Origin of the sequence: Nitrincola salilacus (assembly GCF_046271865.1) — a bacterium.
In the GTDB taxonomy this organism is placed as follows: Bacteria; Pseudomonadota; Gammaproteobacteria; order Pseudomonadales; family Balneatricaceae; genus Nitrincola; species Nitrincola salilacus.
This window is the reverse complement of sequence record NZ_CP176580.1, coordinates 2,607,959-2,628,493: the sequence shown is the minus strand read 5'-3', so window position 1 is coordinate 2,628,493 and position 20,535 is coordinate 2,607,959. Positions and strand designations below refer to the sequence as shown.

General features: G+C 51.1%; 12 protein-coding genes. All 12 read left to right on the top strand.

The window, feature by feature from the left end:
- Complete coding sequence (locus ACK3CJ_RS12410; RefSeq protein WP_409522524.1) at positions 1-1,311, top strand: NAD(P)/FAD-dependent oxidoreductase; 1,311 nt, start codon at positions 1-3, stop codon at positions 1,309-1,311.
- Between the two features lie 367 nt (positions 1,312-1,678).
- A complete protein-coding gene (locus tag ACK3CJ_RS12405) occupies positions 1,679-3,364 on the top strand; it encodes an IS1634 family transposase (protein WP_409522523.1) in 1,686 nt (561 codons plus the stop codon).
- A 348-nt stretch (positions 3,365-3,712) separates the two neighbouring features.
- Positions 3,713-5,271 (top strand): IS3 family transposase gene (locus tag ACK3CJ_RS12400; RefSeq protein ID WP_409522522.1). Its coding sequence is split into 2 segments (ribosomal slippage): positions 3,713-4,199 and positions 4,199-5,271, totalling 1,560 coding nucleotides; the frame shifts between segments, so codons are not numbered across the junction.
- A 242-nt stretch (positions 5,272-5,513) separates the two neighbouring features.
- Positions 5,514-5,744, top strand: a complete 231-nt coding sequence (locus tag ACK3CJ_RS12395) for a hypothetical protein (protein ID WP_409522521.1) — start codon at positions 5,514-5,516, stop codon at positions 5,742-5,744.
- Positions 5,745-6,054: 310 nt separating this feature from the next.
- Positions 6,055-7,485, top strand: a complete 1,431-nt coding sequence (locus tag ACK3CJ_RS12390; protein ID WP_409522520.1) for a TolC family protein — start codon at positions 6,055-6,057, stop codon at positions 7,483-7,485.
- Positions 7,482-8,258, top strand: coding sequence for an efflux RND transporter periplasmic adaptor subunit (locus ACK3CJ_RS12385; protein WP_409522519.1), 777 nt, complete (start codon positions 7,482-7,484; stop codon positions 8,256-8,258). The genes ACK3CJ_RS12390 and ACK3CJ_RS12385 overlap by 4 nt, the downstream gene beginning before the upstream one ends.
- 25 nt (positions 8,259-8,283) lie before the next feature.
- On the top strand, positions 8,284-12,885 hold the full coding sequence (locus ACK3CJ_RS12380) for an Ig-like domain-containing protein (protein WP_409522518.1): 4,602 nt from the start codon (positions 8,284-8,286) through the stop codon (positions 12,883-12,885).
- A complete protein-coding gene (locus ACK3CJ_RS12375) occupies positions 12,878-14,305 on the top strand; it encodes an HlyD family efflux transporter periplasmic adaptor subunit (RefSeq protein WP_409522517.1) in 1,428 nt (475 codons plus the stop codon). Before ACK3CJ_RS12380 ends, ACK3CJ_RS12375 begins: the two co-directional genes overlap by 8 nt.
- Positions 14,302-16,410, top strand: a complete 2,109-nt coding sequence (locus ACK3CJ_RS12370) for an HlyD family efflux transporter periplasmic adaptor subunit (RefSeq protein WP_409522516.1) — start codon at positions 14,302-14,304, stop codon at positions 16,408-16,410. Before ACK3CJ_RS12375 ends, ACK3CJ_RS12370 begins: the two co-directional genes overlap by 4 nt.
- Before the next feature lie 278 nt (positions 16,411-16,688).
- Positions 16,689-17,312, top strand: a complete 624-nt coding sequence (locus ACK3CJ_RS12365) for a SagB/ThcOx family dehydrogenase (RefSeq protein ID WP_409522515.1) — start codon at positions 16,689-16,691, stop codon at positions 17,310-17,312.
- Positions 17,313-17,733: 421 nt separating this feature from the next.
- Positions 17,734-18,726 carry a cytochrome-c peroxidase gene (locus tag ACK3CJ_RS12360; protein WP_409522514.1) on the top strand — a complete coding sequence of 331 codons (993 nt, stop codon included), beginning with the start codon at positions 17,734-17,736 and terminating at the stop codon, positions 18,724-18,726.
- A 22-nt stretch (positions 18,727-18,748) separates the two neighbouring features.
- Positions 18,749-20,350: a methyl-accepting chemotaxis protein gene (locus ACK3CJ_RS12355; protein ID WP_409522513.1), complete on the top strand. Its 1,602-nt coding sequence runs from the start codon at positions 18,749-18,751 to the stop codon at positions 20,348-20,350.
- The last annotated feature ends 185 nt before the right edge of the window (positions 20,351-20,535 follow it).

The window sequence follows — 20,535 nt, the reverse complement described above, 5'->3', positions numbered from 1 at the left end:
ATGTTGGCAAAAAATATATCAACTTATACCAACATGCCTTATTGGTTGGCGGATACGTCGTTGACGGACACCATCCATTCTAATGCGCGTTTCGAGATCCCTCAAAAAGCCGATGCAGTCATTGTTGGTGGCGGATTTACGGGTATCTCTGCCGCCATTACGTTAGCACGAGCTGGCTTGAAAGTGGTTTTGCTTGAGGGTGGGCGTTTAGGAGAAGGAGCCAGCTGTCGTAATGGTGGATTACTTGGTCCAAGCTTCAGTAAGCTGGGAGTGAATGGTTTGGAACGTCAGTATGGTCGTGACAAGGTTCATTCCACCATAAGAGAGAGTTTGCTTGCATTCAACTGGTTGGTGGACTTTATCAAAGAGGAACAGATCGATTGTGATTTGTCTTTATGTGGCCGCTTTCGTGGTGCCAGCCATCCTGGCCATTACGCGGGACTGATCGAGCAGGCTGAAGAGCTGGCCAAGGTGGTGGATTTTCCGGCGGTTGCTGTCAGCCGTCAGGATCAGTTTCAAGAAGTAGGTTCCAATGCTTATTACGGTGGCGTTGTTTATCCTACGGATGGCACTCTGCAGCCAGCAAAACTCCATCGCGGACTTTGTAAAATCGCTCAGCAAGCCGGGGTGTTATTGTTGGAGCACACAAAGGTTCGTGGCGTAGCCAAGCAAGGCAGTACTTATAAAGTTCAGTATGATGGTGGTGTGATCGATACAGATCAAGTGATTATCGCCACAAATGGTTACACTGGCGGCGAGTTTGGCAAATTTAAGCGTCGTATCATTCCGATTCGCTCTGCCATGGTGGCGACGGAGGAGCTTCCAGAATCTGTGATTCGTTCAGTAAGTCCAAAATTACGAGCGCATGGTGGAACAGAGCGATTGGTGGCTTATTATCGACCTTCGCCAGACGGTAAACGCATTCTATTTGGCGGTCGGGCGTTTGGGCAAGGTGATCAACCGCAACTGTATTCGAAATACTTACAGGATTTCATGATTCGTACCTTTCCCCAGTTGGAAGAAACGAAAATCGATTATGCCTGGTCAGGCTTTGTTGCTTATACCTTCGATCATGTACCACACATTGGTAAAATGGATGACATGTATTACGCCATGGGATATTGCGGATCTGGTGTAGGGCGAGCCAACTACTTCGGGCGAAAAATTGCCCAGCAAGTACTGAACCTTGTTGAAGGTCATACGTCATTTGATGAGTTTCCTTTCAAATCACGTCCTCTATACACAGGTACGCCTTGGTTTCTTCCAGCTATCATGAAATGGCACGATTTTGCTGACCGACGCGGTTGGTAGCTGTGGTGCTAAAATTGACTCAAGAACTCAGAGCCTCAGTGAATCGCTGGGATCTGAACCCTTGCTGTGTGAAGCGCTTATCAGCTTCCATCTTCAGGTCGGCACAAGGCCTTCAAGGTCAGTTGATAGTGTATATCGAGAAGCTATCTGAGCTGTTGGTGCCGAGCATCATTATTACAGAGATATCCACACCACCGCCGCCGGTCTCCCGAGTTCGACAGTTATCCACTGAATAACCCCTGTTTTCCTGTACCGACACCAGTAATCATGCGGGTTTAGGTGTTGATATTTTCAAATGCCATGTAATGGCATGTCTGTGGATAACTATTTCCTTTTAATAGTGCTTTAAAATTGATATAGTCATGGCATGTTTGTCAAAGTCACTACATCCGGTCCCCGCAAATACGTTCAGCTCGTGGAAGCCTATCGAGACGAGAACGGCCGCCCGAAGCAACGTACGATTGCCACACTGGGGCGGCTGGACAAGCTCGGCGACGAGCTGGAGTCCGTTGTCGAAGGACTCTGCCGTATCACGGGTCGCTCACTACCCGATAAGCCCGACGTTGCGTTCGAGTCATCCCGTGCGCTCGGCGACGTCTGGGCGTTGACTCAGCTCTGGAATGCCCTGGGCTTTGATCAGTTACGCAAGGTCTTTCGGGGTACCCGGCACAGCATCCAGATTGAGTCGCTGATCCGCATCATGGTCATGAACCGGCTGACCTCACCCGACTCCAAACTGGGCGTCCTGCGCTGGCTGGAGACCGTGTGCATACCGGGTGTCAGCGGTATGGACAAGATCGATCATCAACACCTGCTGCGCGCCATGGATGCGCTCAATGAGCATCAGGCTGCGGTAAATGACAAAGTAACAGAGCTGCTGCGGCCCTTGATTGATCAGGAGTTGTCTGTTGTATTTTACGACATGACCACGATTCGAGCAGAAGGTCTGACACAACAGGCGAACGAGTTGCGTCAATATGGACGCTCCAAAGAGGGCGGCATCCGGCGTCAGGTCATGCTGGGTATGGTCCAGACTGCGGATGGCTTGCCGCTGTACCACGAAGTGTTCGAAGGTAACACCGCCGAGGTCAAAACCCTGCAGCCCACGGTGCAGACCATCATTGAGCGCTTTCCGGTTAAACGTATTATCGTGGTGGCTGACCGTGGCTTACTGTCGATCGATAACCTGGAAGAGCTGCAACAGATCACCCTGCCCAGCGGCCAGCCACTGGAGTTCATTCTGGCCGTGCCGGGGCGGCGATACGGCGACTTTGAACCGATACTGGAACCGCTGCAGAGCAGCGTGTTCGCCGACGCCACCGCAGAAGTGATCACAGAATCCAAATGGCAGAAACAACGCCTGATCATTGCTCATGATCCCCGACGGGCGGCGGATGAAATTGCCACCCGTGATGCGCGAATCGAAGCGCTTGAGCAGGAAGCGGAACGGCTTGCCGCCAAGCTGGATCGACAGGATGAGGGCGAGAAAGCGCGTGGCCGCAAGCTCTCAGGCGGTGGGGCCACGGCCCGTCTGTATAAAGAAGTCAGCGAGTCTGGCTTGGCAAAGATCGTTAAAGTCAATCTGAAGAGTCCACTGTTCAGCTATGATGTGGATGCTTCTGCCTTGCAGCAAGCGCGCCTGATGGATGGCAAACTGCTGCTGGTCACCAACGTGCAGGATCTGGCGCCTGACGAAGTGGTCAGACACTACAAGTCGCTGGCGGATATCGAGCGTGGCTTCAAGGCGTTGAAATCAGACATTGAGATCGGGCCGGTGTACCACCGGTTACCGGAACGTATCCGGGCACATGCGATGATCTGCTTCATTGCGCTGGTCCTGCATAGAGTGATGCGGATGCGCCTCAAGGCAGCAGACTCAGCGCACTCACCGATGAGAGCCCTGGCGCAGTTGCGTCGTATCCAGTATCACCAGGCAAGCCTGAATGGCAGCCCTGTCACAGGTCTCTCATCCATGACGAGTGAGCAGTTGGATATACTCAAAGCACTGAACATCGAAAAACCGACGGTTAGCACTGATTATCTGAGTTTGTAGTGGAACGTTTTTGATCGCGATCTATATAAATCAGTTACTTATACGCTGAACTGTTGAACTCGGGCGGTCTGGCCCGCATCTGGAAGGACAATATCGACGGCTATGTGCTCATTGCCGTCTACGTAGGCAATGAGGGCTGTGCGTCGCCAAATAATCAACAATAACTCAAATGGAGTGCGGCGTGAGTTCTGACAATAGATAATATTTGCCATTTTAACAGGCGAGGTCGGAAAGTTTAAACAGGGAATTTCCGGTAGTGCCGGATGGTGGGCCCGCCGTGTCAGAGTAGTTGTCCGGTCTTCTTTTCACAATAGTTAGTGTCAGACGGCGGGTGGTTAGCAGGTTCAAATGGCTGTTTATTCACCAGTAAGAAAAGAAGCAATATTAAAGAAGTTATTACCGCCGTTAAATCGCTCCGTGGCGCAGTTGGCTACAGAGGAAGGCATTTCTGAGCAGACGCTGTACAATTGGCGCAATCAGTTAAAAGCTCAAGGATATGCCGTGCCGGTCAGTGGACAAAAGCCTGATGATTGGTCAGGAGAAGCAAAGTTGGCGGTGGTGATTGAAACTGCCCCGTTATCAGAAACCGAGTTAAGCCAGTATTGCCGAGAAAAAGGCTTGTTGGTTGAGCAGGTTAAAGAGTGGCGCAGCGCCTGTGTGATGGGCAATGTGAGCGAGGTTCAGCACAAGGCTGCTGAGAAAAAGCAGGCCAGAGAAGATAAAAAGCGGATTAAGCAGTTAGAGCGCGAGCTAAACCGTAAAGAGAAAGCTCTGGCGGAGGCGGCAGCGTTGCTGGTCCTGCGAAAAAAGCTCAGAGCGTACTACGGCGAGGAGGACGAGGACAGTTAACGACGGTGAGCGAGCGCAACTTAAACCTAAGCTGGTTTGATGAAGCCGTGTTAGCGGGAGCCAGGCGCGATAAGGCCGCTCAGGAGCTTGAGATACCATTGCGCTCACTTCGCCGTTGGCGCGATGAGCAAGGCGCTGTGCTCGAAGATAAGCGGCCCACGGCAATAAGACCAGAGCCGAAGAACAAGCTTAATGAAGCCGAGCGCGAGCAGATATTAGCAACGTGTAATCGCGACGAATACGCCAGCTTGCCGCCATCACAAATTGTGCCACGGCTGGCAGATGATGGTGTCTACTTGGCCTCGGAATCGACGATGTACAGGGTGCTTAAAGCGGCAAATCAGCAACACCACCGAGGCAAAAGCAAAGCACCGGTGAGCCGAGCTAAGCCTACCAGTTACAGTGCTTCAGCACCAAACCAGGTGTGGTGTTGGGACATCAGCTATATGCCGTCTGGTATTCGAGGGCTGTACTGGTATTTATACGCGATCATCGATATTTACAGCCGAAAACTGGTCGCGTGGGAAGTGCACGAAAAAGAATGCAGCCAGTTGGCCAGTGAGCTGGTACAGCGCGCGTTACTGCGTGAGCAATGCTTGTTTAAGCCACTGGTGTTGCACTCGGATAACGGTAGCCCGATGAAAGGCAGCACGCTCAGGGTAAAATTGCAGGAGCTGGGTGTAACGTCCTCGTACAGCAGGCCCAGAGTGAGCAATGATAACCCGTATGTGGAATCGTTGTTCAAAACGGTGAAGTACTGCCCACAGTGGCCATCAGGCGGCTTTGCTACCTTAGAAAGCGCCAGAGTATGGATGATGGGTTTTACGACGTTCTATAACCATGAGCACCGCCATAGCGGTATACGGTTCGTGACACCGGTGCAGCGCCACAAGCAGCAAGACGAGGCACTTCTGGCAAAACGGAAGTCGGTGTATGAACAAGCGAAATCAGAGTATCCAGAGCGATGGTCTGGCAGAGCAACAAGAAACTGGACGCCTATAGGCTCAGTAAGTCTGAACCCAGATCGGGAAATCGTACCGGTTCAGGCAGCAGCGTAAAACGAGAAAATCGGACAACTACCTTGAAAAACTCCGTGGGTAAGTCGCGGACTCAGATAATTGGTGGATCAAAAAAGTAAATAAAAAACGACAATGGTGTAGGGGTAATCTTACAACATGATACATTTTATTTACTGTATATCACTTAATTATGAGTGTGCGAATTTATTGTCTTAATTAGGGTTGACTAATCGCTGTTTTGAGGATATTTTCTGGCATTACTAGGGAGTAGGCGGATGATTATGACTAAGCCAGAATGGAGTGAAGGGCAGCCCCTAAGGGGTTCAAAAAGATTGTTTGCCCATGTGATAATTAATGATCACAAGATAAATTTCTCTTCACTATTCAGGAGTATCTCTGGTGCTTTTGAAGATATTATATTCCTGGCTTCCTATTATCCGATAATTACAAATGAAAGAAGCGCTGCTGAATATTCGAGGTGCTCAAGTGTTTTTATAAAAAGAACATTGTGACGGATTTCGAAGTTAGATTTGTTGTCTGAATGGCAGCTGGAATAGTTTTAAAATCTCAGTTTGAGTCTTTTTGATTGAGTTAATAAGCTATTGGTTTTAGTTTGAAACCGAATTAAGGTTGTATATTGATAGTGCACTCTCTCAATAGCAATCTTTGTATCTATTGAAAATTCAATACCAGTATATAGGATGTTTTAAGATGGCTCAGAGCAGTAATCGAATGCGTGCACATGAGTGTGCGCACCTTATAAAAATAAAACCAATCTCGATGTTAGTATCAGCGCTTTTATTATCTGGCTGCGCTGTGCACATGGAGCCCCTTTCGTCAGATGCGCTATTACAGGTTGCGCAGCAGGATCGCCAACTCATTATAGAGCAGATAGACCCCATCACAGCTCCAGTTAGTTTGGACGAAGCTATAGCGCGTGCGTTGAAGCATAATCTGGAACACCGCACCCGCATGATGGAGCAAGCACTGGCTCTGGGTCAGTTTGAAGCAGGGCGTTACGATATGCTGCCGCGATTGATGGCCGATGCAGGTTACTCATCCCGCAACAGGTATCCCCTGCGAGATTCGGTAAATCAGGATGGCCAGGTGTCAGAAAGCAGTCGGTCTATCTCAAGTGATCTCAGTCATTCCACATTTGATCTGGGTTTGACCTGGAATTTACTCGATTTTGGTGCCAGCTATTACAGCGCGAAGCAGAGTGCAGACCGTGTGCTCATCGCCAATGAACGCCGCCGCAAGGCGATGCACCTGCTGATTCAGAATGTGCGCACAGCATACTGGCGTGCGGCTGCAGCTCAGCAGCTCAGCGATAGTGTGCGTCAGACCATTGCGGATGCAGAAGCTGCGTTGGCTGATTCGCGTCGTATCTCCTCCGAGCAGTTACGCTCACCGTTGGAGGCCTGGCGCTATCAGCGTACCTTACTGGAGAACTTGCGATTGCTGGAGGGGGTTGATCGAGAGCTTTCAGCTGCACGTATTGAATTGACAGGCCTGATGGGGCTGGCACCGGGTGCAGCCCTTCGTCTTGCACTGCCTGATACTGTGGAATTGCCCATGCCCGATATGCCAGTGGAGCGTATGGAAGAGCTTGCCTTGATGAGTAATGCCGATCTTCGTGAGCAGTTTTACAATGCCCGCATCGCTGCTGATGAAACGCGTAAGGAGTTGCTGCGACTGTTGCCAGGGATCACCCTGAGCTACACATGGAAGCACGATGATGATAGTTACCTTGTTCAGAATAACTGGAACGAAGCGGGTGTCCGGGTCAGTTACAATCTGTTAAACCTGCTGGCAGCACCATCAAAAATGCGTGCTGCAGATGCCAACGAGCAGGTAGCTGAAACCCGTCGCATGGCTTTACAGATGTCGCTGCTGACGCAGGTTCATCTATCACGTCATCAGTTAAACGATGCAATGCGTCAATATGAACGGGCTGAAGAAATTTTCCAGGTTGATAACCAATTGGCTCAGCATGCCTCGCGCATGGCTTCCAGTCAGGTTGGTAGTCAGCTCGATAGTATATCGGCTAATGTAACCTATATCCTCAGTTCTGTCAGGCGCTACCATGCACTTGCGCGCGTGCATGAGTCATCCAGCAAGCTGCAAGCTGTGATGGGGCTGGAGCCCGAAATAGGCAGTCTGGATGAGTTGAACCTGGATCAACTGACCCAGCAGGTTGCTGTCTCCATAGGGGAGTGGGCAGGTACAACTCCTGTTGAGAGCACACCATGAAAGGTGTGCTGTCTGCACTAATGCTTGGCTTGAGCTGCGCACTTGTCTCTACGGGGGATGCCTCTGCTCAAGACGCTGAGCCAGTTGGGTTACAGCGTTTTACAGCTGGGCAGGAGGTGATGCGCGCGCAGCTTTCGCCGCAGCGTTTCACAACTCTGGCTGCTGGCCTCTCGGCACGTATTAATACTCTATCGGTGCATGAAGGTGAGCGCTTTGATGAAGGTCAGGTGTTGGTTGAGTTTGATTGTGGCCAGCAGACGGCGCAGCTCAACAAAGCCAATGCTCAACTGAGCGCCGCACAGAATCAGCACCAGGGTAATCAACATCTTGCTCAGCTGAATGCCATCGGTCAAGTGGAGTTACGCAGCAGTGAAATTGAAATTGCCAAAGCCAGAGCCGATCTTGCCTATCTGCAGGAGATTCGCAAGCACTGCATCATTCACGCCCCTTTTTCAGGTCGTGTGGGTGAAGTTCAGGTTCGGGCATTGCAGTTCATTCAAGCTGGCCAACCTTTGCTGGAGTTGATTGACGACAGCACTCTGGAGCTTGAGTTTCGTGTGCCTTCGCGCTGGCTGAGTTGGTTGCAGCCCGAGTATCAGTTTGAAGTGCATATAGACGAAACCGAACGCACTTACCCTGTGCGTTTGTTGCGTACTGCCGCTCGTGTAGATCCCATTAGTCAGACTATTAGAGCTATTGCCGTTATTGATGGTCATTACAGCGAACTGATAGCTGGTATGAGTGGCCGTATTCTTTTGAATCCACCGCAATAAATATTAGATTGTAGGAAATCTTGCCATGACAAAAGATATTAACAAGAAAATCAGAAAATCCTTTAATCGCAACCGTCATGGCATGATGCGCCTGGAGCCACGTGTCATGTTTGATGGTGCTGGTGCGGTGGATGCCATTGCTGTTATGACGGTGGACGATGTAGAACATTATATAGCCCCACCAGCGGTTGGTGATGCCGAAGTGATCGAAACTACAGAGATTGCCACCGACTTTTCTGAGGTAGATAAGCAAGCAAGAGAATCGATCCTGGCTTTCTTGGACGGTGATGGTATAGAGGAGAAGTTTTTTGCTGTTCTGCACGGTAACCAGAGCGAACCCAGTGCCGAATGGTTAGATCGCGGATATCAATTGTTTGATCTATTGAATGACAATGAATATGCGGTCAATTTCCGTTTCCTTGATAACGCGCAGATGTCTGGTCTCTTGGCGGCCTTCGCCGCCGAAGGCCCAGGCGGCGAACCGACCATCATCATTAATATTGATTGGTGGAACCAGTCTGATTCAGAGCAGCGTCTGGAAGTGTTGGTAGAAGAGTACGGTCACAGCTTCGATCATTTCCTCAATTTGGACGTCGACACAGCAGGAGACGAGGGTAAAGCCTTCGCTATACAAGTGTTGGAACTTCCTAAAGATGCCCAAGCTGACATGCGCATTGCTGGCGAAAATGATCATTACTCAATTTTGCTAGATGGTCAGAGTTATGCTGTTGAGGCAGCGGGTGGTTCCAGCCCGGTCATCAGCTTTCCAACTACAGCTATTGTTAATGACTATTCGATTGTGACCAGTACCGACCAGGGTTTTACGGTTACGGCTCGGCAAATTTCCGATGGACAGCTGAGTGAGGTTTCAGCCGAGTACATCAGCATAGTCAATAGTTTCCCATTTGGTTTTGGTGTGAAGGGGCCAGTGTCTAATGGCGCGGATGGTGAAATTGGTTATGACCATGTAACCGGGCTGTCCGAGGAACTCATCATCGATTTCGATAATCGAGTGCCCTCGGTGGATGTCAAAATTGCATGGATGAGCGCGAGTGAAAGTGCCAGCTATACGCTCTACCTCAATGGTGAGGTGGTTCAGGCGCATACGATTCTGAACGATACGCTGAATGTAGTGGGTACAGACCAGATAGATGGTCCTTTTACTATTCAAGCGGATAACGGTAGCCCCTTCGACCGGATTGTGTTTAGTGCGCCTGGTGTAAATGATGACTATCTTATCAATGAGATCAGTTTTCCAAGGATAAATTCGGTTACTGCGCAAGAGGATGCAACGTTTGAGTTTACTGATGGGAATGCGCTCAGCGTATCTGACTCGGATGGTGATGTTACTAGTGTTTCCCTGGATGTGAATCATGGCACACTAAATGTCATATTGTCGGGTGGTGCGTCCATTAGTGAAGGGGCTAATGATAGTGATAGCCTGACCATCAGCGGCACCCAGACAGAAATAAATGCCACTTTGGCGACACTAAAGTACCAGTCGAACGTTGACTATAATGGACCCGATACCCTTACTGTCATCGCAACGGACAGTACGGATATGACGGACACTGTTAAGGTGCCGATTATTGTTTCCGCAGTGCAGGACGCCTTTGATGACACTGCGAGTACGACCAGTGGCCAGTCGGTAAACATTGATGTGTTGGCCAACGACGAGTTTGAGGGCTCGCCGGTGACGGTAACGGCTGTGAGCCAGCCGGCTAATGGCACGGTAGTGAATAACAATGATGGCACGGTGACCTACACGCCTGATGCCAGCTTTATCGGCACGGATACCTTCACCTACACGGCGAGGACGCCTGATGGAGTAGCTGAGACTGCTACGGTGACGGTGACGGTGGGCGAGAACCCGACGGTCATCGATGGCGACTTCAGTGGTACGGGGGGCGAAGACACAGACATCACCGGCACACTGACGGCCACCGATGACGATGGGTTGGCGGCCACTCCGTTTACAGTGACGAGCCTGCCAGGCAACGGTACCGCCAGCATTGATGCCAATGGCAACTGGACCTACACGCCCGATGATGACTGGCACGGTGCCGATAGCTTCACGGTCACGGTAACCGATGCTCTAGGTAATGCTACGACCCAGGTGATCAACATCACGGTCAGCCCGGAGCAGGATGCGTTTAATGACACCGCGAGTACGACCAGTGGCCAGTCGGTAGACATTGATGTGTTGGTCAACGACGAGTTTGAAGGAACGCCGGTGACGGTGACGGCTGTGAGCCAGCCGGCTAATGGCACGGTAGTGAATAACAATGATGGCACAGTGACCTACACGCCCGATGCCAGCTTTGTCGGCACGGATACCTTCACCTACACGGCGAGGACGCCTGATGGGGTAGCTGAGACTGCTACGGTGACGGTGACGGTGGGCGAGAACCCGACGGTCATCGATGGCGACTTCAGTGGTACGGGGGGCGAAGACACAGACATCACCGGCACACTGACGGCCACCGATGACGATGGGTTGGCGGCCACTCCGTTTACAGTGACGAGCCTGCCAAACAACGGTACCGCCAGCATTGATGCCAATGGCAACTGGACCTATACGCCCGATGATGACTGGCACGGTGCCGATAGCTTCACGGTCACGGTAACCGATGCTCTAGGTAATGCTACGACCCAGGTGATCAACATCACGGTCAGCCCGGAGCAGGATGCGTTTAATGACACCGCGAGTACGACCAGTGGCCAGTCGGTAGACATTGATGTGTTGGTCAACGACGAGTTTGAGGGCTCGCCGGTGACGGTAACGGCTGTGAGCCAGCCGGCTAATGGCACGGTAGTGAATAACAATGATGGCACGGTGACCTACACGCCTGATGCCAGCTTTATCGGCACGGATACCTTCACCTACACGGCGAGGACGCCTGATGGAGTAGCTGAGACTGCTACGGTGACGGTGACGGTGGGCGAGAACCCGACGGTCATCGATGGCGACTTCAGTGGTACGGGGGGCGAAGACACAGACATCACCGGCACACTGACGGCCACCGATGACGATGGGTTGGCGGCCACTCCGTTTACAGTGACGAGCCTGCCAGGCAACGGTACCGCCAGCATTGATGCCAATGGCAACTGGACCTACACGCCCGATGATGACTGGCACGGTGCCGATAGCTTCACGGTCACGGTAACCGATGCTCTAGGCAATGCTACGACCCAGGTGATCAACATCACGGTCAGCCCGGAGCAGGATGCGTTTAATGACACCGCGAGTACGACCAGTGGCCAGTCGGTAGACATTGATGTGTTGGTCAACGACGAGTTTGAGGGCTCGCCGGTGACGGTAACGGCTGTGAGCCAGCCGGCTAATGGCACGGTAGTGAATAACAATGATGGCACGGTGACCTACACGCCTGATGCCAGCTTTATCGGCACGGATACCTTCACCTACACGGCGAGGACGCCTGATGGAGTAGCTGAGACTGCTACGGTGACGGTGACTGTTCAGCCGCAACCACTACTCCCTGAACCTATTGCACCGCAAACTCCGGAACCTCAGGCCCCTGCACCTCAGCTCACGCCACAGGAACCAATACAGTCTGCGCCTGAAAGCAGTTCCAACTGGCTGGATCAGTTGTTTGACTCCATGACCAGCACCGCTCCCTGGGACTCGTTCAATGCGCTCTTTACTGATGTCCCAACGTCATTGGGCGAAGAGCATCAATTGACCAATGAGCGCAATATTCCGGATCTCAATATCGGTGACAATGGAGAGGTACGCTTTACCATACCGGCGGATACGTTTGGCCATACTGATCCACAAGCCATAATTGATCTGACGGCAACGATGGTTGATGGAACACCCTTGCCCAGTTGGTTAAGGTTTGACCCCGCAACCGGGCAAATCAGCGGTACAGCCCCGGAGGACTATCAAGGTGAACTTCAGGTCCGTGTAGTGGCGCGGGATGATGCCGGTCGTCAAGCTGAAACCCTGGTGCGTGTCAGTGATGGCAGCAGTGCTCCGCGCGCGGGTCAGGACATGAACCTGAGCACGACAGTAACGCCCGAAAGCAGTGTCGTTATGGCTAGTAGCTCAGAGCCCTACAGCGGGCCGACCACATCGGCATCCGGTTTTGCTGTAGCGGTGGACAGCACACAGGTGGTGAACGGTGAGCATCTACTGAAAGTGGCACGAGCCATACCTGATCAGATGTTTGCTGCAGGCAGTGACCAACTGTTGTTCATCATTCCAACGGATGCTTTTGTGCATACGGATTCGAGTGCTCGGGTGGCGTTGCATGCTGAACTTGTTGATGGGACGGGTCTGCCAGACTGGCTGGAATTTGATCCGGAAAAAGGCGAGTTCCGAGGTGTGCCGCCAGAGGGCTTTGAAGGAGAGCTGTTAATTAAGGTCATCGCTCGCGACCAGGACGGCAGAGAAGCTGAAACTCTGGTCAGAGTGCGTATTCAGCAAGTGAGTGCAGCCGACAGTACGGGTCGTGCCGGTCTCATTGCACTGATGCAGGATGAAGGGCTAATGGCCTGGAAAGCAGAGCGTGATGATTTGATCCGAATGGCACTTTTGGCTACTGGTGATACGGATGCAATAGCTCAGCAGAGTGCGCAGGTGGTTGCTGAAACCAGTGTCTGATCTAAGTACAAAGCCCACAAGGGGAGGGCCCTCTGCAGTTGAAGCTAAACTGCTGGCCACTCTCCTGCATCTGCAACATCGGGCACGGGCGGCGACTGAACTGTCGGAGCTTGATTTCATTCTGGTGAATGAAAGCTTTAATCTGTTTCCTTACCGTCAGGCAGCGCTCTGGTTGAAGGATGGTGGTATTAAGGCGCTCTCGGGGATGGCCATTCCAGAGGGCAATGCCCCCTATGTGCACTGGCTCAACAGTCTGATACGACAGCTTCCGCCTGAAGGCATGACAACGGCCCAGGTGCTCAAACCGGACAGTATGAGCGAAGCGGTGCGGGCACAATGGGGCGAGTGGTTGCCCGCTGAAGTGTTGCTGATACCGATACCTGCCTTGCGTCAGTTTCGGGGTGGCTTTTTAGTACTGGCGCGGGATATTTCCTGGCAGCCGGCAGAGATCTCACTGCTGTCCCAGTGGGGGCAGGCCTGGTCACATGCACGTGCTCTGGTTGAACTTCGGGGTGGGTTGAAATCGCTTGTCACGATTCTGCAAAGTCGAGCTGCTGACGAAGCTTATCCGTCCTCCGGTGGGGGGAAAGCCGGTTTGCAGCAACGCCTGCGCAGCCCACGTATTTGGGTTCTGCTGCTGTTGATTACACTCATGTTTGTGCCAGTACGTTTGACCGTATTGGCTCCGGCAGAACTGGTTCCTCGCAATCCGGATATTATCCGCGCACCTTTGGATGGTGTTGTGGAGCAGATTCTGGTGCAACCGAATGAATGGGTGGCGCAGGGCACACCACTACTGGTTTTCGAACGCTCTGCCATTAGCAACCGACTGCTGGTGGCACAGGGTGTGCTGAACACCTTGCGTGCTGAATACCGCCAGCGTGCGCAGCAAGCACTCAGTGATTCTGCCGGAGCGGTGGAGTTGGCCATGCTGGAAGGGCAGATGCGCGAGAAAGAGCTCGAGATCGATTATCTGAGTAATCTTCTGAGCCGAGGCGAGGTATTATCGCCCCAGGCGGGTGTAGTGTTACTGGATGATCCTTTGCAGTGGGTGGGCCGTCCTGTTGTGACCGGTCAGCGTATCCTTGTGGTGGCCGATGAGCAGGCGGTGCAACTGGAGGCCTGGTTGGCACCAGGTGATGCCATTTCACTGGAACCGGGTGCGCGCGTGCGTCTGTTTCTGAATGCGGATCCTCTTAACCCAGTGGAGGCTGAGCTGGAGTATGTTGCGTTTCAGGCCCAGGAGCGACCCGATGGCCAGTACGCCTACCGTGTGCAGGCGCGTTTGTTGGATGAGACTGCAGCAGCTGTTCGTGTCGGTCTCAAAGGTACAGCTAAACTGGAGGGTGAGCGTGTAACGCTGGCATACTGGATGCTACGTCGTCCGTTGGCTTCATTACGGGGCTGGTTGGGGTTATGAGCTCCTGGCCACAGTTGCGAGAAGAGCTGGCACTGTATAAGAGTTCAATCGCTGCAGATGGATCACCCAGTTGGACCTTGCATGATCCTGCACGCAACCTTTATTTTCGAATCGACTGGCTTACGTTTGAAGTGTTGTCACAATGGCATCTTCAGGATGCGACAGCCATTTGTACCGCCATCGAAACTGAAACCACTCTGGAACCTGATGTTACAGATGTGGAAGGGATTGTGCGTTTTTTGCTTGAAAACGAGCTGATCCAGCGCCACGGTGAGCAGGATACCCGTTGGTTTCTGGAGCAGAAGGCTCGACATAAAACCAGCCCTTTGACCTGGTTACTGCATCGTTATCTGTTTTTTCGAGTTCCTCTGTGGAAGCCTGATGCCTGGTTACAGTCCACTCAGTGGCTGGTGCGCCCCTTCTACACGCGCCGTTTTTTTATGTTGACCTTTATCGTTTTGTGGCTGGGTTTGTTTGAAGCAGCAAGGCAATGGGAACGATTCACTGCCACTCTGGTGGATACGTTTACACTGAATGGTCTGGTTGCTTTTCTGATCACGCTGGTATTTGTTAAATTTTTCCATGAGCTGGGACATGCCTACACGGCTAAGCGGTTTGGCTGTCGTGTACCGGCTATGGGGGTTGCTTTTCTGGTGCTCTTTCCCATGGCCTATACTGATGTCAATGAGGTGTGGAAGCTGAGACAGCGCCGACAGCGTCTCTGTGTGGGGGCCGCTGGCGTTACCACAGAACTGCTGATTGCAGTCTGGGCTCTGCTGGTCTGGACGTTGTTACCCGATGGTTATCTGCGCACCGGTGCCTTCCTGCTTGCCACGACTACCTGGATCTCCACAATACTAATCAACGCGTCTCCCTTTTTACGTTTTGATGGATATTTTCTGTTGATGGACTGGTTGGACATGCCCAATCTGCATCAACGTGCATTTGCCTTGGGGCGTTGGCGCTTGCGAGAGTTGCTGTTTCGTTTGAATGAACCTGTACCAGAGTACCTGCCTGAGCACAGGCGCCGGGGGGTGATCCTATTCGCCTGGTTCACCTGGTTGTATCGATTAGTTGTTTTTGTCGGCATCGCACTGCTGGTCTACTGGCTGGTGCCGAAACCACTGGGACCTTTTCTGACCGCAGTTGAACTGACCTGGTTTATTGGTCGTCCTGTCTGGAATGAACTTAAAGAATGGGGGAGACGCATGCCGATCATTATTCGTAGTCCGCGTCTGGGTGTGCTGGGCCTGGTTTTTGCTGGAGTGCTGCTCCTCCTGATCTGGCCCTGGGATGCACGCATTAGCGCTCAGGGTCTACTGCAACCACGTACTCTATATACTCTTTATGCCCCGAGCGCATCCATGTTGACTCAGGTGTATGTTCAAAGTGGGGAGAAGGTTGAGGCGGAACAAGTGTTGATGGTGCTGGACAATCCTGACTTGAATATTCAGCAGGCACAGCTGGAACCACGACTGAATACGCTGTTATGGCAGGAACAACGGGTAGGGATGGACAGTCGTTTGCTGGAGCGACGCCATGTACTGGCGGCGGACAGAGCTAAAGTTGAAGCTGAACGAGTGTCGATCAGTGATGAGCAGAAACGCAATACCCTGCGATCCCCATACGCCGGGCTATATTTTGCTTTGGAACAAAACCTGAAACCCGGCATATGGCTGGCGGCTAGTGAACCACTGGGGGTGGTCGCCGATCCAGGTCAGTGGCAGGTGGAAACCTTTCTGTCTGAAGCGGATTTGGAGCGCGTCAGAGAACAGAACCGAGCGCACTTCTATCCGGAAACGCCTTCACTGAGGCGAGTGGATTTAAAGGTGGTGCGCATCGATAAAGACGCCACACGCAGTCTACAAAGTGGCGAGCTGGCGTTAGGGCGAGGTGGTCGCATCGCCGTGCGACGCTCCGCCAGTGGGGATTTGGTACCTGAGCAATCAATCTATCGTGTGGTACTGGAACCAGTCGGACACTACCAACCTGAGACTGCACAGATTCAGCGAGGCCGAGTTGTGATTCTGGGCGAGCCTCGCTCGATTATGAGCCGTTATTGGCGTACGGCGTTGGCAGTGATAATCCGAGAGGCAAATTTTTAATGTTTCTGAATCAGTAACTTAAAACCTCGTAAGCTTTCACGAAAGCCAGTCTGTAGTCATGCAACCTGTGGCGGCAGTATTGGTCTATCGGTCTGTCTTCAACGCCAGAATTACACTTTGAATATATCAATGTCTTTGTTGGGGTGGATAGTCTTGTCATTTATTATAAGGGCCGCAGGGGGTTATCTTCTGAGGTTTTTTATTTCAACAGTCAAGGCAAGGTTTGCAAGGTTGTTGCACACTATGAATAAGCCCGTTCATGCAAGGGAAGTAAATTCATGATTTTTGATTTACCTACGCCGGATATGCGAGCGTCCAAGTCATTGGCTGACTGCATCGAGGATCGTCGAAGTGTACGGGAATATAGCGAATCGCCCATTTCTGTTTCATACCTATCACAGTTGCTTTGGTCAGCACAGGGAATTACCGGGCCAGACCGAAAAAGAGCAACTCCCTCAGCGGGAGGGCTATATCCACTCCATCTTCGTATTTTGGTGCGGCGAGTTTCGGAGCTGGAGCCGGGAGTTTATGAGTACGATAGCGATAACCATTCACTGCGATTATTAAATAGCCAGTTTCCGGAGGCAAGCATGGAAGGTGTCGGAATTGGCGATCAGCCTTGGTTGAGTGAGTCTGCTATCGTTATTGGCGTAGCAGCGAGGCTGGAAGAGTCCACTAAGCACTTTGCATCTCAGCCCCCAAAAGGAGAGCGTGGAAAACGATATGTTTACATGGAATCTGGTGCTTTAGCTCAAAACGTCCACCTTCAAGCGACTGATTTAGGGTTGGGCTGTGTTCTGGTGGCAGGCTTCGAAGACTCACAGGCCAAGTCGGTACTGTTGCTGCCACCAGAATTAGAACCCACTGCGCTACTTTGTATCGGGCATCAACTGAGCATCTAGGAGGCTGTCGGACTTTGGGCATGATGTAGGCATTTGTTGACACAAAACAGGAAAAAGAAGACGCTCAGATTCAATTATTGTTGATATTAATTCCACTGTTATTCAATCATATTTACCTTATTTCCAGCATGGCAAATCTTACTCTCGGTATCATGTGACCCAAACTCACGGGATAAACCGGAGAGTCGTGAAGGCACTTTACCGGGAGGTGAGTTTGCCTGAGCCGGGAACCGTATCTCAATGCGTTCTGTGTTGAGAATGGCATGGTCATGGGGCAGTTCTGAGAAGCTCCCTCTGTCAGGATTGATGTCGCGTCCCCTATTACACGATTTTTAATCGTTAAGGAGCGACTGGAGATGTGCGTGCATCGCTATTACGGTTCGCAATCTGGTGGCGAGATTTGAAGTTAAGGGAATCATAAATGAAGAAACTGATGATGCTTTTGACCCTGCTGTTCGCAATTGGCTTGGTATCGGCGGCTGACGATATGCGAAGTATGTACGAACGTCCAGAAAGCATACCCTTTCCAGATGATAATTCTTATTCTGCGGTCAAGGCGACATTAGGGAAAATGCTTTTTTTCGATCCCCGGCTCAGCAGAGATCAAAACATGAACTGTGCTTCATGCCACAATCCATCCTTCGGCTGGGAAGCACCGCTGGCTAAAGCGGTGGGTGCCCAGGCTCAACCGCTGAGGCGGCACGCGCCGACAATTCTGAATATGGCCTGGTCAGGTAACGCATTATTCTGGGATGGCAGGGCGGCTTCTCTTGAAGAACAGGCCGGAGGACCCATAGAGAGCCCTGTAGAAATGAACCTGCCGCTTTATGAAGCCGTCAGCCGTTTGCAAAAGATCGAGGGTTACCGGCACTGGTTTGACCAGGCTTTTCCAGATGAAGGCCTTAACCAGAATACAATACGTAAAGCGATTGCCACCTTCGAAAGAACAGTGGTGGCAACAGAAGCGCCTTTTGATCAATGGGTGAAAGGCGATGAGTCTTCGATTGATGAATCGGCAAAACGTGGCTTTAAATTGTTTAATGGCAAAGCCCAGTGTGTAGCCTGCCACATGGGTTGGAACTTTACCGATAATCAATTCCACGATATTGGCCTCCCAGACATGGAAGACATGGGACGATATGAAATCACCGGGCGCAATAAAGATATGCATCATTTCAAAACGCCAGGGTTGAGAAATATCACTCAACGCGCGCCTTATATGCATGACGGCAGTCTACCTACACTTGAGTCCGTAATCGTTCACTATATGAGTGGCGGGGTGCATCGGGATTCGGTTTCACCATTGATGCAGCCCTTTACTCTGGATGAGGGAGAAAAGGCCGATCTCATTGCATTTCTGGAGACATTAACCGGGCCGGATATGGTGGTGTCTCTCCCGAACTTACCGAATTAAAAAAACCAGGGAATGTTGCATCATGACAATTTATAAGCGATTAATGCTGAGCTTTATGTTGATGGCTACCATGACCCTGGTGCTCGGGGGCATTCTTTCGTATCAACTTTATCGATTGGGAAACAATACCCATGATATGTTTGAGAAGACACTAAGCGCTGTTGATACTGCTCGTGGAGCTTGGGAACATTTTAGAAATGCAAAAGACTATGCCAATTCGGTTCAGCTCATGATTGAGCTTCATGAGTCTGCAGAAGTAGCAAACATTTTTTCCAAACGCTATGAGCTGATGCTTGACAATTTGAGCGATCTGGAAAATAACCAGTTAACATCCGAGATTACCGGTAGTGTTTCTAACAGCAAAAAACTGGCTGGTCAGTGGCGGGATGCCCAACTGAAGATCATCACCGGCAATGGCCTCAGTAATCTGCCATCTGCATCATATTTGCAAGGTTTGGAGTCAGCATTGGAAGCGGCAATGGGTGACATTGTGACGATAACAATCAGCCATGCCAACGAGCAGCAGCTTACAGCAAAAGAGACTGTCCATGATGTGATTGGCATGGCATTGGCTATGTTGATTGGCGTCAGTATCCTCGCCTTCACACTGGCCGTGTTTATCAGTAACTCACTGACCCGGCCCATCAAGCAGCTTCATACCTTCATGACTGAGTTGGCAGCAGGGCGTGGAGACTTGACCAAACGTATGGAGGAAAAAGGTCACGATGAACTTGGCCTGGTTGCCCAAAAATTCAATCAGTTCATAGAAACACTCCAACAAATGGTCAGTAAGACTCTGGACTCTGCAAAAGGCTTACATAATGCAACTGAACATTTTCAACAAAAAACGACAGACCTGAGCAGAAATGTAGAGCAGCAGAAAAATACGATTGCAAGTACGACCCAAACGGCCGCGCAATTACGTAATTCCACCAACACGATTGTTGGCGAGACGCAAACAGCCAGTAATGTGGCCCAAAGAGTTTCTGAGCAAGCATCAGATAGTCAACGTATCGTATTGCAGTCAATGGAGAGCATTGAATCCCTGGCCTCATCCATGACAACCACGTCAGGGTATATCAATGCGCTTACTGAAAGCAGTACACGCATAAGTCAGTTTGTGGCTGTTATTAAAGAAATCACTGAACAGACCAATTTGCTGGCGCTTAACGCAGCGATTGAAGCTGCAAGAGCCGGAGAATACGGCCGTGGATTTGCCGTTGTAGCTGGTGAAGTGCGTGCACTGGCTGCCAAAACACAAGCCTCCACGGTTGACATTCAGACTATCATCGAATCAATCCAGGAGGACGTTGCCGACTCGGTAAGAAATATGAACATTAATAGTGAGCAGGCAAAAAAATGTGTTGAACAAAATGCCAGCGTCCGTGATGCCTTGGCATTGATGGCCGAGTCAGTGGCTGAAATAAATGATATGAACCTGCGGATATTGAAAGCCACGGAACAACAGCAGAACAGTACCAATGAAGTGGATATGGATATGCAGAAGGTCCACAGTATTGCAGAACAGTCCGATACGGATATGGCAGAGATGCAAGACCAGAGTCTGGCGTTACAAAAAACGGCCAAATCACTGACTGAGCTTGTTCAGGGCTTTGCTATTTAGAACCTACTCTCACACTAATGGTCTCAGCCGCTGAATCGACACACTTGCCCTCAGTATGTCTAAGGCGTAGACAGTAAAGGAAACAAGAGCCCTCCTGATACCTGCTTAAATTCTAATCTCTGAATGAGTAAAAATATCTTCTAAAAATACTTTACATATGAAATGATCAGATCTAATCTAATTAG